Source organism: Pseudochrobactrum asaccharolyticum (assembly GCF_003314995.1).
Taxonomy (GTDB): domain Bacteria; phylum Pseudomonadota; class Alphaproteobacteria; order Rhizobiales; family Rhizobiaceae; genus Pseudochrobactrum; species Pseudochrobactrum asaccharolyticum.
Map to the genome: position 1 here is coordinate 1 of NZ_QNRH01000002.1, position 12,602 is coordinate 12,602.

Annotated in this window: 15 protein-coding genes and 2 pseudogenes; 14 read left to right on the forward strand and 3 right to left on the reverse strand. The window is 47.3% G+C overall.

Annotated features, from left to right (window positions below; translation table 11 throughout):
- Nucleotides 1–887, forward strand: an 887-nt coding sequence (locus tag DFR47_RS04645) for an asparagine synthase-related protein (protein ID WP_245416456.1), incomplete at its 5' end; no start/stop codon positions are given.
- Nucleotides 888–997: 110 nt separating this feature from the next.
- On the opposite strand, the gene DFR47_RS04650 is transcribed toward DFR47_RS04645, so the two are convergent.
- Nucleotides 998–1,681, reverse strand: coding sequence for an IS6 family transposase (locus DFR47_RS04650; RefSeq protein ID WP_113943263.1), 684 nt, complete (start codon nucleotides 1,679–1,681; stop codon nucleotides 998–1,000).
- A gap of 77 nt (nucleotides 1,682–1,758) precedes the next feature.
- Here DFR47_RS04650 and DFR47_RS04655 point away from each other — a divergent pair.
- Nucleotides 1,759–2,079: pseudogene (locus DFR47_RS04655) on the forward strand (hypothetical protein); the annotation flags it as partial.
- Nucleotides 2,080–2,085: 6 nt separating this feature from the next.
- Here DFR47_RS04655 and DFR47_RS04660 read toward each other — a convergent pair.
- On the reverse strand, nucleotides 2,086–3,507 hold the full coding sequence (locus tag DFR47_RS04660; protein WP_113943264.1) for an ISNCY family transposase: 1,422 nt from the start codon (nucleotides 3,505–3,507) through the stop codon (nucleotides 2,086–2,088).
- Nucleotides 3,508–3,764: 257 nt separating this feature from the next.
- Between DFR47_RS04660 and DFR47_RS04665 the strand changes: the two genes are divergently transcribed.
- Together DFR47_RS04665 and DFR47_RS04670 are read left to right on the forward strand one after the other, a co-directional pair.
- Complete coding sequence (locus tag DFR47_RS04665) at nucleotides 3,765–4,232, forward strand: hypothetical protein (protein ID WP_113943265.1); 468 nt, start codon at nucleotides 3,765–3,767, stop codon at nucleotides 4,230–4,232.
- Nucleotides 4,229–4,516, forward strand: a complete 288-nt coding sequence (locus DFR47_RS04670; protein ID WP_113943266.1) for a type II toxin-antitoxin system RelE/ParE family toxin — start codon at nucleotides 4,229–4,231, stop codon at nucleotides 4,514–4,516. Before DFR47_RS04665 ends, DFR47_RS04670 begins: the two co-directional genes overlap by 4 nt.
- A gap of 280 nt (nucleotides 4,517–4,796) precedes the next feature.
- Here the strand turns inward: DFR47_RS04670 and DFR47_RS22070 are convergent.
- Nucleotides 4,797–5,126 (reverse strand): annotated as a pseudogene (locus tag DFR47_RS22070) (IS3-like element IS1133 family transposase); the annotation flags it as partial.
- Between the two features lie 165 nt (nucleotides 5,127–5,291).
- On the opposite strand from DFR47_RS22070, the gene DFR47_RS04675 reads away from it, so the two are divergent.
- The 10 genes from DFR47_RS04675 (at nucleotide 5,292) to DFR47_RS04720 (ending at nucleotide 12,445) form a co-directional block, all read left to right on the forward strand.
- The gene (locus tag DFR47_RS04675; RefSeq protein ID WP_170137442.1) at nucleotides 5,292–6,335 is read left to right on the forward strand and encodes a transporter substrate-binding domain-containing protein; all 1,044 of its coding nucleotides are present in this window, start codon (nucleotides 5,292–5,294) and stop codon (nucleotides 6,333–6,335) included.
- 47 nt (nucleotides 6,336–6,382) lie between these two features.
- Nucleotides 6,383–6,946, forward strand: a complete 564-nt coding sequence (locus DFR47_RS04680; RefSeq protein ID WP_113943268.1) for a protein-tyrosine phosphatase family protein — start codon at nucleotides 6,383–6,385, stop codon at nucleotides 6,944–6,946.
- A gap of 34 nt (nucleotides 6,947–6,980) precedes the next feature.
- On the forward strand, nucleotides 6,981–7,610 hold the full coding sequence (locus DFR47_RS04685) for a GntR family transcriptional regulator (protein WP_245416457.1): 630 nt from the start codon (nucleotides 6,981–6,983) through the stop codon (nucleotides 7,608–7,610).
- Nucleotides 7,607–8,140: a protein-tyrosine phosphatase family protein gene (locus tag DFR47_RS04690; protein ID WP_170137443.1), complete on the forward strand. Its 534-nt coding sequence runs from the start codon at nucleotides 7,607–7,609 to the stop codon at nucleotides 8,138–8,140. Before DFR47_RS04685 ends, DFR47_RS04690 begins: the two co-directional genes overlap by 4 nt.
- A gap of 4 nt (nucleotides 8,141–8,144) precedes the next feature.
- Nucleotides 8,145–9,224: an ABC transporter permease family protein gene (locus tag DFR47_RS04695; protein WP_113943270.1), complete on the forward strand. Its 1,080-nt coding sequence runs from the start codon at nucleotides 8,145–8,147 to the stop codon at nucleotides 9,222–9,224.
- Between the two features lie 103 nt (nucleotides 9,225–9,327).
- Entirely contained in the window at nucleotides 9,328–9,906 is a 579-nt protein-coding gene (locus DFR47_RS04700; protein WP_113943271.1) for a tyrosine-type recombinase/integrase, read from the forward strand.
- A 63-nt stretch (nucleotides 9,907–9,969) separates the two neighbouring features.
- Entirely contained in the window at nucleotides 9,970–10,332 is a 363-nt protein-coding gene (locus tag DFR47_RS04705) for a DUF3768 domain-containing protein (RefSeq protein ID WP_113943272.1), read from the forward strand.
- Nucleotides 10,333–10,334: 2 nt separating this feature from the next.
- Nucleotides 10,335–10,958: a hypothetical protein gene (locus tag DFR47_RS04710; protein ID WP_113943273.1), complete on the forward strand. Its 624-nt coding sequence runs from the start codon at nucleotides 10,335–10,337 to the stop codon at nucleotides 10,956–10,958.
- Nucleotides 10,959–11,231: 273 nt separating this feature from the next.
- The gene (locus DFR47_RS04715) at nucleotides 11,232–11,603 is read left to right on the forward strand and encodes a helix-turn-helix domain-containing protein (RefSeq protein ID WP_113943274.1); all 372 of its coding nucleotides are present in this window, start codon (nucleotides 11,232–11,234) and stop codon (nucleotides 11,601–11,603) included.
- Between the two features lie 5 nt (nucleotides 11,604–11,608).
- Complete coding sequence (locus tag DFR47_RS04720; RefSeq protein WP_113943275.1) at nucleotides 11,609–12,445, forward strand: hypothetical protein; 837 nt, start codon at nucleotides 11,609–11,611, stop codon at nucleotides 12,443–12,445.
- The last annotated feature ends 157 nt before the right edge of the window (nucleotides 12,446–12,602 follow it).

Here is a 12,602-nt window from a genome sequence, read left to right on the forward strand (position 1 = left end):
ATGATGTTAACGGCATTACCGGTAATGAGTATAAATACTCCGATCTTATCGCTCAGGAATATGGGACAGAGCACAACCGAATTCATGTGAGCCCAAAAGAAACGCTTTCTGCATTACCAGCAGCCGTTGCGGCAATGTCTGAACCTATGATGAGCCATGACTCTGTTGGCTTTTACTTGCTCTCACAACAAGTTACGAAAACCGCTAAAGTTGTCCAAAGCGGACAAGGCGCTGATGAGGTTTTCGGAGGATATCATTGGTATCCGAAGCTGGAAAACTCACAAAATCCTCTAGATGATTATGCGAAGCTTTATTTTGACAGAGATCATGCAGAGATGCAAAAGACGCTCTCCCCACACTATATTGGCGACGACCACAGCAGAATTTTTGTTAAGGAGTACTTTGAAAAACTAAGTGCATCTTCACCGATCAACAAAGCACTTCAAATTGATACAGACATTATGCTGGTTGATGATCCGGTTAAGCGTGTTGATAATATGACAATGGCCTTCGGCGTAGAAGCAAGAGTTCCGTTTCTTGACCAAGAGCTCGTAGAGCTCGCTGCACGCATTCCTTCTCAGTTAAAAGTCGGGCATGGCGGGAAATACATTTTGAAAGAAGCTGCCCGAAAGATCTTACCGGCAGAAGTTATAGATCGTCCAAAAGGATATTTTCCCGTACCAGCCTTGAAATATATCCAAGGGGATTATCTAACTTTCATCAAAGAGATTTTAAATCAACCAGCTGCTCGTTCGCGCGGGTTGTTTAATCCGGCTTACATTGATGGATTATTTGCAGCGCCAGACGCAGCTCTAACCCCTAAAGGTCATTCCAAGCTTTGGCAGATCGGTTCTCTTGAACTCTGGCTGCAGTCACATGGAATTTAATAAGGGAGGATTAACAATGTCACTGACCGACCTGCACCGATTGAACGGTTTTGAAGGGTTGTGTCGCAAATTTTGCAGTAAGTTAAGTGCGGCCTTATCTGTGGGCACAATTATGCTGCGAGCTCCGCGAACACTACGAATGGCGATTGATTGTCGTTGGCGAATTGATTCTTGCGGATCATGTGAGCCACTTCGATCCCTGCAATGGTGGCTGAAGCGGAATGGAATGCTTTGAAGCCCATCATCGGCCGGGTGACCCGCTTGATGAAACGATGATCCTGTTCAAGAATGTTGTTCAGGTATTTGACCTGAAGAATCTCAATCAGCTTGTCCGTATCGGTGATCTTAAGGATATTATTTATAGCCTGCGCACCAGCCAAATTAGCTCCGCTTTTATCAATAACAATCTTGTTCGGAACACTATTGCTTGCGATAGCCTTTTTAAGGAAACGCCGCGCAGCGCTGAGGTTGCGGCGCTCAGAGAGCATGAAATCAAGGGTTTGGCCGTCACGATCAACGGCCCGATATAGATAGGTCCATTTCCCTTTGACCTTTATATAGGTCTCGTCAACACGCCATGAGCCTAGTGTTGCGCGTTTACGCTTCTGAGCATGAGTTGCAATCTGCGGCGAGTATTTAACAACCCATCGGTTCAGTGTTGCATGGTCAATCTCTACGCCTCGTTCGGCCATTATTTCCTGAAGATCACGATACGAAACTGAATAACGAACATAGAAGAAAACGGCATACAGGATGACACTTTTGGGGAAATGCGTTCCCTTGAAGTCGACCATGTTCAATGCCTCTCATCAATCTGTAACCGACGCCACTCATCGCATATATGGTCCGACATAAAAAGTTTGCGACAAAACCGGCACGATTGGGTTGGTGGCGTATGTATCTCAATCTGCTCAATATCAAGACCAGAGAAGGGTGTAAGGCGATGGACATCGTAAAAATACTCTATCCAGATACCGCTCATCTGTCCGACACTGAAATAACCGTCGAAGCATGGGATCTGAAATTCGAGCTTCAGTACGGCGTCCTGCGACGCTTATGCTGGCTCGGCCTGCTTTTTGAGGCAAGAGAAGGGCTCAACTTGCTTGACGACGGAACCTTCCACAAAACACCGCTCTGGGCAGCTTGCCTGCAATTGGAATCGGATACGCAAAGCGATATCGGCGTCCATTGACGCCCGTTATTCCGGCGCCGGCTGCCTCAATAAAGCTTGCTCTCGCCGGGCAATGACGGCGGGGTCGTTCATGTAAGCTGTGCGCGATTTACGCTCTCGCTTCTGATAGCCGTTGGCGGTACTGCCGTCGCGAACACCAAACATATGGTTGGTCTGACCGGTACGGCGCGGACCGCTTTTGCTGCGTTGCTGTTCCCGTCCCGCCTGCATCTCAGCGACGATCGACAGCATGTCATCCAGCCTTTTGTTCTCGACAACAGGCGAACGATGGATGGAGCGAAGCTTGTCGAATGTTGTATAGGGCAAGATGTCTGTGCCATGCAGGATCTCCAGACGTCCGTCGGGGTAGTCACAGACAATGACCTTCTGCCGCGCAAGCCGCTTTGCAACCTCGGTCGGTTCCAGGATGAACAGCACCTTATCATAGCGTAGTGTAAGTGTTTGTGACAGCGTTCGCACTTCCTTCCGGCACAGCGCGCCATCGATGTTCTCATACAGCTCCAGTGGCCGATGCATGTCTTTGGGATTGCGTGGCTCCTTGCCAAACCGCGCATTGAAATCTGCAATATATTCAGTCGCATACGCATTGGCAGCCTCGATCGTATCGATGCCCCGCAGCCGTAACTCCTTGACCAGACGATCCTGCAACGTCCTGTTTGCCCGCTCGACACGGCCTTTAGCCTGCGGAGTATTGGCACAGATAATGTCAATGTTGAGCTCGTAAAGAGCGCGACCAAACTGCGTCAAACCGCTCGTACGATCGAGCTCCGAGGCGTGGGTCGTGCGAAACACACCATGCTTGTCACTGTAAAATGCCAGTGGCTTGCCCCATTCCTTCAGATACGCCTTCGTCGCCTGAAAATAATCAAACGTGTTCTCTGAGCGGGCAAAACGCAAATGCAGGAGCTTGCCGGTGGCATCGTCGATATAAACGAGGAGGGCGCATTTGGGACCCCGATCCTCAAACCACCAGTGATGTGAACCGTCGATTTGCACCAGTTCACCAAGGCAATCCCGCCGGCCGCGCGGCTGATGCAGTTGCCGCTTGCGTTCGCGACGTGACGTCCACAAGCCAGCCGCCGTCATCCATTGTCGCAGCGTCTCCTTGCTGACCGAAATTTGATGGCGTTTAACCAGCTTCTCACAGGCCAGTGTCGGCCCGAAGTCCCGATAATACGTCCGTAAAAGATCCAGAACATCATTCCGGAAATCTTCGCTATAACGACGATTGCTCGGGTGGCCGCGCTTACCCGAAACAAGGCCCGCTCCACCGAACCGATCAAAGGCCTTTAAAAGCCGATGAACCTGGCTGCGACTGAGATCAAGCAGCGCCGCTGCCTCCACCACGCGAAGGTGATTATCTCTGATTTGCTGAACGGTCTTCAGCCGGTTGAGTTCTTTCTGCGACATAGTGATCAGACAAGACATGACGGCTCCCATCCGCTGTTTGCAGCTAAAAACCCAGTCTTCCTTTCCGCCTTCGATTTGAAAAGGGCAAGAGCTGCAAAAATTGTCGCATCTCTAAATTGCCCAACTGTCGCATCTGCATATTGCTGTTATAAGAATTGAGTTGATAATATATATTATGGAACTAATAAAGAGTTTTACATACAAGTATCTTGCAATTATTAATTGATTGCGCAATGATGTTTTATAGATCCCACGGCAAAAGGAGTTCACCAGTAATGGCTGCAGAAATCATTGATCACAATACGCTGTCACGCCTTGTTGAAGCCGGTGCTGTGCGTGGTGCCCATGTTATCGGTCAACCCGGCGGATGGTCGCTGATGGTCAAATATGGGATGGCCGAACGGGCTCTTGCCGCGCAACGTAGCCGTCAAGTGCGTGTATTCCGGCGTATGGAAACGCTTGTTACCTATCTCAAAGACATGGGAATTCAGCACTTCGATGTTGATGCTGCTGATTATGAGAACGACGGTGGAAAATCCTATACGCGCCCAGACCGCAGTGCTGCTTTACGCCAGACTCACGAAGCTGCAACCCATAATAAATGGTTCCTAGAACAGGTTGAAACAGCCCTACATGAGGCCGAAAATCCTAATACAGAGTGGGTTTCTCATGAAACTGTTAAAGAGGACATGGCACGCCAACGCATAGAATTATTGGCGCGTATCAAAGGCGAAACTGAATGAAAATTGTCTGGCTCCCACAAGCACAGGCTAATCGCATGGATCTCATTACCTATATAGGTCAGGAAAACCCACGTGCCGCTCTTAATCAACTCGACGAGATTGAGCAACAAATAGATAGGCTGATCGATTACCCTGAAATGGGACGTGTCGGACGAAAGCGTGGCACCCGAGAATTGGTTCTCAACCGAACGTCGTTTGTTCTTGTTTATCGCATTCAATTAAAGTTACAGAGTATAGAAATTTTGCGTCTGCTGCATGGTGCGCAAAAATGGCCGCCGACCTGAGGTATTTTGTTAAAGGTGGGTAATAACAGTTCTTCTTAAATCGAAAACAGATCATCCGAATAAGATTGACAAGGAATAACACATGACAAAACTACCCTTTTACCATAAGTTGCTTCACAACGATTTTGCTAACTGATTGAGTTGTTATTTCGCCCGTTTACGCTTGGCGCACATCCTTTTGGTCGGCTGCCGGTTTTTTGGACGCGAGGTTAAGCTAATCCCACCTTGGTTTCAAAGTCATTGGAGCTAAGATGCCCAGTGTCGAGTGGCGCCGCTTAACTGTTACGCCCATCAAGCGACATATGCGTGAATATGAAATGTAACCACGATAATTACTAATAACCTGAAATTTCACGGCTTTTGAGCCGCGAAGAATATTGCAGCTTTTTTAATATTTCTCTCTCCTCGCGAAGTATGCGTTTTTTACGCAAACACTCATTCTCACGCAGAAGATCAGCACCGTGTGCCGGAACCTGTTCTCATCGGTATCACTCACATTCCATTTTCCATGTGTCAAAAGTCCAAAGCTTAAATCCGATGTAACTTGATACCCTGTTAAGCCACTGGTGAGCGCAATGCGAACTGCGTCACGTTTGTGCTTTGCTGACATATATGGATTCCTTGATGATAAATGTTGCTCTCAAAAAGACCGCAAGGAAGCCAATCCAAATCCACTTTCTTTAAATCCACTGATCCGACCTTGACAGGTACGAATTTGCTCCATACCAATACACCTGTATACAGGTATAGCACACAGCCAAAAAGGGGGAACGTCATGCTTAGGTCTTGTCTTATGGGGGCGCTTGTCAGCCTCGCATCTGTTACGGGGAGTTCTTTTGCTCACGCAGGTCCGGTTTTCGATGAAGTGGTTTCAACTGGTAAACTTGTCTGTCTGGTGAGCCCAAGCGCTCCGGGTTTCTCGGTGCCAGACAGCTCCGGCGTGTTCCAAGGTTTTAATGCCGACTTTTGCCGTATGGCCGCAGCAGCAATTCTTGGTGATGCCAATAAAGCTGACATTCGTGGCGTTGGCTTTTCAGATTCTTTGAAAAATCTGGTATCGCGCCAAGCTCATATGGCATCGCGTTCAATAACGGAAACAGGCACACGTTCCGCTGATCCCGGCCTCTCCTTCGTCGCAACGACATTCTATGATGGTCAGGGCTTTATGGTGCCTAAAGCGCTTGGCGTGAAGTCTGCTAAGGAACTGAAAGGCGCAACGATCTGTGCGGAAGACGGCTCTACGACACTGCTCAATATTGCCGACTGGTTCGCCTCTGAAGGCATTGAATACAAGATCGAGAATATTGCAGACAAGACAGCACGATTGCAGGCTTTTTATGCCGGAAAGTGCGACGCTTATGCTTCGGACATGACCGCTCTTGCCGCCGACCGCCAACTCGCTAAAAACCCTAACGACTACGAGCTCTTGCCAGAGGTTATTTCCGCGGAGCCATTGACCTTGGTAACACAGCCGGACGAAACCCTTGGCAAGGCAGTTCGCTGGGCGTTTGAAGTCATGCTCAATGCAGACGAGTTAGGTGTTAACTCAACAAATATTGATGCGACAATTGCCGATCTGGACAAGCAGCCAAAGGCTGTTCAGCGCTTATTCGCGAAGGATGGTGCGACCGCCGATATGGCCGCCAAGATGAAATTACCGACTGACTGGGCTTATCAAGTGATTAAACAGGTCGGCTCCTATGGTGAAGTATTCGATCGTCATCTCGGACCATCGACACCATTTGGTCTCACACGTGATGGCAGTCAAAACGCTTCAGTTAAAAATGGCGGCCTGATGTATGCCTATCCGATACGGTAAGATGATAAACCTATGAATTGCGGGTTTTGAAAAACGGGAAGCAACGGATGATCGACAACCAACTGGATCGTGATAATGATGATTTTATATCTATCCGGGCCATAGTCGATTGTCCTGGTGGCGGGCGTCTTGTGACGCTCGGTGCCCCCGGCTTGATGATTAATCACCGTGGTGAAAGCTGGATCAATCCGGAGGGGATTGACAGGACATTGGAAGCCCTGACCCACCGACGGGTCGCCCTGCTTTTTCTTTTGGCGGGGGATGATGACTGTACGCTTGGGTTCCGGCATATGCTTCGAGAACGTGTCAGGCGGGCAGGCATTGCTTTTATTACCCTCCCAATTGTCGATTTTGCAACACCGAACAGATCTTGGATGCGAGCTTGGCAACGCCTGAGCGTGCCGATTTCGAAATATCTGGAGAACAATCAGTCGATTGCCTTGTGCTGTACCTACGGCGCTGGCCGCAGCGGTATGATTGCAGCCTATCTGCTGAACCGGTTAGGCCGACCTCTGGAGGAAGCTCTCTCTGAACTGCGTCAGCAGTTTCCAGAATCGGTTGAAAGTCCACTTCAAGAGGCTTGGCTATATGAACAATCCTCGGCCCGTTAACACTCACGGTAAGACTTTAAGGAAAGACAACAGCATGGCGTTGCAACAAACATTGAAATCCGGCCCATATCGCTCGGAAGAAATGTTACAGGAACTACGTTTTCGCATCTGCACGACGCATCCCGATACGCCGATGCTGCTGCACGAAGGCAAACTAGCGCAGGAATTCGGTGTGAGCCGCACGCCCATAAGACAGGTTTTACAACGGCTTTCGTTTGAGCATATGCTTGAAACACGTTCCGGCGTAGGCACAATGGTGAGAACACTTGACCCAATGCAGCGCGGGTTACATTTTTCCATGCTGTCGGATATCCTCCACCTGTGCACACGCTGTTGCGCGCAAAACTATACCACTCAATCACGTATTCATATTGCCACGATCACGGAATTGTCGGCCAATCCGGACAACGAACCGATTGCACGTTACTTCACCCTTCGTGCGCAATTTCTTGAGCTGATTTCCAGTCTTGTACAAGATCAGATCCTAGCTGAAGCGCATGCCGCGTTACACTGGCGGGCAATCCGCTGGCGTATGCAGGCTGCTAATAATGATGTCGATAGTGCCTTTGCGGCATTGCGCAATACAATAACAAAAGTCACTGCAGCAGACACTCCCGCAGCACTTTTCGAATGCCTTGCAGCGGAACCGGAGGAAGTGGCATGACCTTACAAAATACGAGTTTCATGCGCCCCGTTCATTTGCCGGACGGCGTATCAGGTGAACTCTGGCTCGGACCGATGCTCGGTCGGCTAAGAGGCTTTACCGAGGATATGAATGAGCTGCATGAGCACAAAATCACTCTGATCCTTAACCTCACACCAACCTGTGAAATTGAGGAGAAAGCGCCCGCTTATGCGCAGGCGCTGACTGATGATATGAATATCGCTATCCGGCGGTTGCCAATCACCGACTTTGGCGTGCCGGATGATGATACAGAATTTTTCGACTTGAGCATTCACGCAGCAAAAGTCTTACGCAGCGGTGGCAGAATATTTATTCACTGCGCCGCCGGTATAGGTCGGACAGGCACTATGGCAACTTGCGTTTTGCTGGCTCTCGGGATGACTGTTACGCAAGCTGTTTCCCGCATTAGTGATGCCGGATCAGGTCCCGAAACCAATACTCAAAAAGATTTGGTAACGCGTATCGCTACCCGTATGCAGCACCGCGAACCGGTTGAAACGAGCCAGTAAATCCATGGATCAGAAACCGCAACATCTCACATCATCGTCTGTCGAGAAACCGCCAAAAGGCTCTGCTATTTCCTGGATGGATATTGGCGTCGCATTTACCATCCTCGCAATCTTTGCTCTTATCGTATTTAACATTAATTCCAACATGATTGCGGCTGGGATTCAACCGGGTTTTTCATTTTTAACAAAGCAGGCAGGCTTTGATCTTGCTGAAAGTCTCATTTCCTATAATGCGAATGACAGCTATCTGCGCGCGATCTTTGCAGGTCTTGTCAATACGATTGTTGTAGCAGCAGTAAGCCTTATCATCGCTTGTTTGGTTGGTTTGGTCATTGGCCTGTTAAGCGTTAGCAATACGCGGATTACGCGACTGTTTGCGCTGGCTTATGTTGAATTATTCCGCAATATGCCTAAGCTGCTTGTGCTCCTAACAGGCAGCGCTGAGTTTTCGCTCCAAAGTGGTGAGTGGGAAACCAAAGGCAAATATTGCGAACCTAGCACTTTGCCAAAAGCAGACCAAGAGCGTACCGAGGCGCCAATCTATGCTCGCAGTTCTTTGGGCGAAACAGCCAGAGAAATAGAAGCTAATGAAACTACGCAAGCAGCTGAAAGCGCTCGTGTTCTACAAATGCTTGATGATTTGGGCAAAAGTCCCCACATAGAAAATCAGGACATGCAAGAACCAACTGCCCAGCAATCCACACCACCACAATCGCACCCTTCTACGCAGGCCATCCAAGCGGATGCCGCCTCTCCAAGCTCAAACTCACATATGCCTCTACGCGGGAAATCTATTGCATTAAGCAGCACAGATGAAGCTGTCATACGCGAGGCTGTTAGCTTAAATCTTGCTGATGAGACCTCAGCCCGGTTCCGCAATATTGCTGCCGTTGACATGGAGGATGGCACTTATATTGTGTGTGGTTTTGTGAACGGTAAGAACCAATTTGGTGCATATACCGGCTATCAGATATTTTACGGAGTATATCGGCCCGTGGATCCAATTTTCGTAACAAAATACATAATAAAACCCTCTTTTGGCTTGAGTTTATGTGTAGCTTCAGGGGGTGAATTCAAACACTAAAATATCTTAAGCCATTGTAATTACTTCTATATTTCTAACATCAATTTGACATTCAACATAATTTCTGTTTTGATATATCAATAATTTCAACGCAGAGGTCGCTATGTCACAACTACGACAAGCTCGCACAATCACTACAGCTCAATTTCATCAAGCGCTCAACACCGCTGTAAACCTGAGACACCCCCATCGCAATAAAGCCACTCTATTGTTGAGTTTCAAAGCAGGCTTGCGCGCTGGAGAAATTGCCCAGCTCGATTGGCGGATGCTGCTTGATGCGAATGGAAAACTTGGAACGACACTCAATCTGCCTGGAATTATTACCAAGTCTGGTCGGGCAAGGCGAATTCCAATTCATCCTGATTTACGCAAAGCATTGCTAAAACTATATCGAATAACGGGGCCTTTAGGCCCCGTTATTCTGAGTGAGCGCGGCAAGGCAATGTCAGCGAAATCTGTCGTTAATTGGTTTAAAAATATCTATGACAATACAGGCTTAGAAGGTTGCTCATCTCATTCAGGTCGCCGCACTTTCGTGACCAATGCTGCCCGGCTTATCCATAAAGCAGGCGGATCCCTGCGTGACGTTCAGCTTCTCGCAGGCCACCAATCTATCATTACAACACAGCGCTATATTGATGGTGATAGTGACGCTCAGCGTAAGCTTGTTAGCTTAATCTAACCTACCCCCCACCCTACCCAAAAATCAACAATAGGACCTCATGCATCATAGAGGAGAAGAAACATGCGCCCCAAAATAGAACGAATCAAGAACTTAAATTCCAAACCCATTAATGCCATCGCCATCCATAATGACCAACTCCGCAAACACCATATTGGTGGGCGAATAATGATGAGTAAGGGCATTTCAAATCTAGACGCTGCTCGTATCCATATGATCATGAAACAGATTGCGGATTTCAGTAACTTCAACAGTAGCAACGATCCGTATGAGGAACGTGATTGTGCCATCCTCGAAATCGACAATCTAAGCATCATGTGGAAAATCGATTATTACGATGAAACACTTGATGGCCATTCGCCCGATCCATCCAACCCAGATGTTACAGTACGAATAATGACAGTCATGCTTGCTGAGGAGTATTAACCTTGGCAGAAAAACCAATTCTCCCCTCAGATAGTAAGCTTAGCCCTTATCTACAGGGCAACTTAGATTCACTCTGTAGCGTTTATGCCGTCATTAATGCATTGCGATGGACCCTAGCTGACCACCCACTATCTGCCAAAGGCGAACACTGGCGCATTCTTTTCGCTGAATTGAATGATTATGCCGTCAAAGAACTAGGGCTGCTCAGTCTATCATCACAGGGAATGGGTCTTAATGGAATGATTTGGCTCCTACGTACCGCTCAGCAACATATGGCAGAAGCCCACGCTATAACCTTCAAAACCTACCGTCCCTTTGCATTACGTCGACCAGAGTCCAGCACCTGCGTTATCGGCGAAATCAAGGAGCACTTGCACTCACCTGGCACAGCAGTAATTACTGCGGTCTACGGCAAGCTGAACCATTGGTGCGTTATTAAAGGCATAAACGAGAAACATGCAATTTTATTTGATAGCGACAGACTCTACCAGACTCCTCTCACTATATTCCAACTCACCGCTCATTCAAATTCAGCTTCACATTCTAGCCGAGCTCAAACTGGAAGTATTCTGCTGCTTTCAATGGATAAAACAACCGCTTGTAAAAATATTATGCAGCATAGTTGACATATTTGATAATTAGATATTAATTCAAATAATGAGCCGGGCAAATTGTCCGCGATTTTAGTTCTAGCGAACTAAGACAGCTCGTACTTATGGCCTCCTAAATGAGGCAAGGTTTCAGAAATGAAGCTGTAAGTACGTCACTTAACTTGAAAAAGTTGAGTCCGCTCCGAAACTGACAACAATTCCAACATGCGTTGGGTTGAGGTTTCGGTGTGACGTCTTAGTGATTTTGTCCGCCTGCAACTTCATCCCTTCGCCACAGAAGGTGATATTATGAAGTTACGTAAAACCGGCCGACGATCAGAACCGACAATCCAAGATACTTACTTAAAGTTTACAGAGCTTCTTGTTCGAGAGCATGGATTATCCCTAAATTTCCTGAACTCTGCGTCTACCAATAAAGTACGCACAAGAAAGCACCCAACATCAACATATGAACTGACTGACCTCTTAAACGCTCAGCAGGCAGCGAGTGTCTTGGGCCTAAGTTTCAAGACCCTCGCGAATTGGCGCGTGTCCGGCAACCACTCTCTTAAATATATAAAGATCGGTGGAGCCATTCGCTATCAATATAGCGACTTAATTGCGTTTTCTGACATTAACAAACGCTCAAACACCTCTCAAAAACAATCAAAACGCGGGTGAGGAACATGTTGAAACACGACTACTTACCTGAAGCTTTCGAAACGTTTGGATCTACCAAAGAACGGCGCAAAAAAATTAGAAAGGCAGTACTTGCTTTAGACAACAAAGTAAAAATGGAAAAAAAGTGTTCTATTGATAATAGGTGTCATTCAGGGTTTTGCCCAACATGTCTACGTTTACTTAGAAAGAAGTTCCTCCGTTTTGTGCAACGAGAGGAATTAGCAAAACGTGAGTGGTATATGGTAACAGTCTTTGTTGAGGGGTGGACTAAACCTGCCGGCGATTTCGAACCATTTGGCGAACTCAAGAACAATCCAATCATTAAGAAGTTTCTAAAACAATTACGAAAAGTTGGGCAGCCAGATATGTTGCTTTTTGGATCAATTGAGACTGTTTTCAAGGTCCGAGACAATAAGCCAATTGGCAAACCATTTCACCTTCATATGTTAATCTCAGGGGCAAGTAAGGAACAGATCCGAGTTTCAGTTAGAAAAACTATCCCACGCCCAACTATAGGCGTCCCTCTTCGCATTGATCATGTCCAGCAAACCGCTAAAGACTTAGTTCGGAGTTCATCTTACATACTCAAACAAACTTTTTGGTTACGCTCCGAAAGCAAAAAGGGGTTCAAGAAACTGGAAAGTCCAAAGCCTCAACAGCTCGCGGAACTGCTATCCAATCTGGGCACACATCAATGGGGTGATCGATTTTTTTATATAGGCATACGTTTTTGCTATGGAAAATTTAGCATTACACCCAATGTGAAATCGATGTTTACTAAAAAAACGAATAACAAATCTCATAAATCACACACCCCCCTACCTAAAACACCTAAGAAATAGCGGGGTATGAGGTGGTTATATTGGTAACACTATGTAGCCACCTCAATCTTGCATACGTTGATATATGGAAGAAACTGCCAGCATCCCTATTTTACCGCCTGCATCCCCAAAAATCATTCCTCTTTAAACAAAATTTCACGCTATCTGATAAAACCTC

What these genes read in the sequence shown, in the direction of transcription:
- DFR47_RS04650 (WP_113943263.1), bottom strand. Translation starts at nt 1,681, where the DNA reads ATGGTCGACTTCAAGGGAACGCATTTCCCCAAAAGTGTCATCCTGTAT.
- DFR47_RS04660 (WP_113943264.1), bottom strand. Translation starts at nt 3,507, where the DNA reads ATGTCTTGTCTGATCACTATGTCGCAGAAAGAACTCAACCGGCTGAAG.
- DFR47_RS04665 (WP_113943265.1), top strand. Translation starts at nt 3,765, where the DNA reads ATGGCTGCAGAAATCATTGATCACAATACGCTGTCACGCCTTGTTGAA.
- DFR47_RS04670 (WP_113943266.1), top strand. Translation starts at nt 4,229, where the DNA reads ATGAAAATTGTCTGGCTCCCACAAGCACAGGCTAATCGCATGGATCTC.
- DFR47_RS04675 (WP_170137442.1), top strand. Translation starts at nt 5,292, where the DNA reads ATGCTTAGGTCTTGTCTTATGGGGGCGCTTGTCAGCCTCGCATCTGTT.
- DFR47_RS04680 (WP_113943268.1), top strand. Translation starts at nt 6,383, where the DNA reads ATGATCGACAACCAACTGGATCGTGATAATGATGATTTTATATCTATC.
- DFR47_RS04685 (WP_245416457.1), top strand. Translation starts at nt 6,981, where the DNA reads ATGGCGTTGCAACAAACATTGAAATCCGGCCCATATCGCTCGGAAGAA.
- DFR47_RS04690 (WP_170137443.1), top strand. Translation starts at nt 7,607, where the DNA reads ATGACCTTACAAAATACGAGTTTCATGCGCCCCGTTCATTTGCCGGAC.
- DFR47_RS04695 (WP_113943270.1), top strand. Translation starts at nt 8,145, where the DNA reads ATGGATCAGAAACCGCAACATCTCACATCATCGTCTGTCGAGAAACCG.
- DFR47_RS04700 (WP_113943271.1), top strand. Translation starts at nt 9,328, where the DNA reads ATGTCACAACTACGACAAGCTCGCACAATCACTACAGCTCAATTTCAT.
- DFR47_RS04705 (WP_113943272.1), top strand. Translation starts at nt 9,970, where the DNA reads ATGCGCCCCAAAATAGAACGAATCAAGAACTTAAATTCCAAACCCATT.
- DFR47_RS04715 (WP_113943274.1), top strand. Translation starts at nt 11,232, where the DNA reads ATGAAGTTACGTAAAACCGGCCGACGATCAGAACCGACAATCCAAGAT.
- DFR47_RS04720 (WP_113943275.1), top strand. Translation starts at nt 11,609, where the DNA reads ATGTTGAAACACGACTACTTACCTGAAGCTTTCGAAACGTTTGGATCT.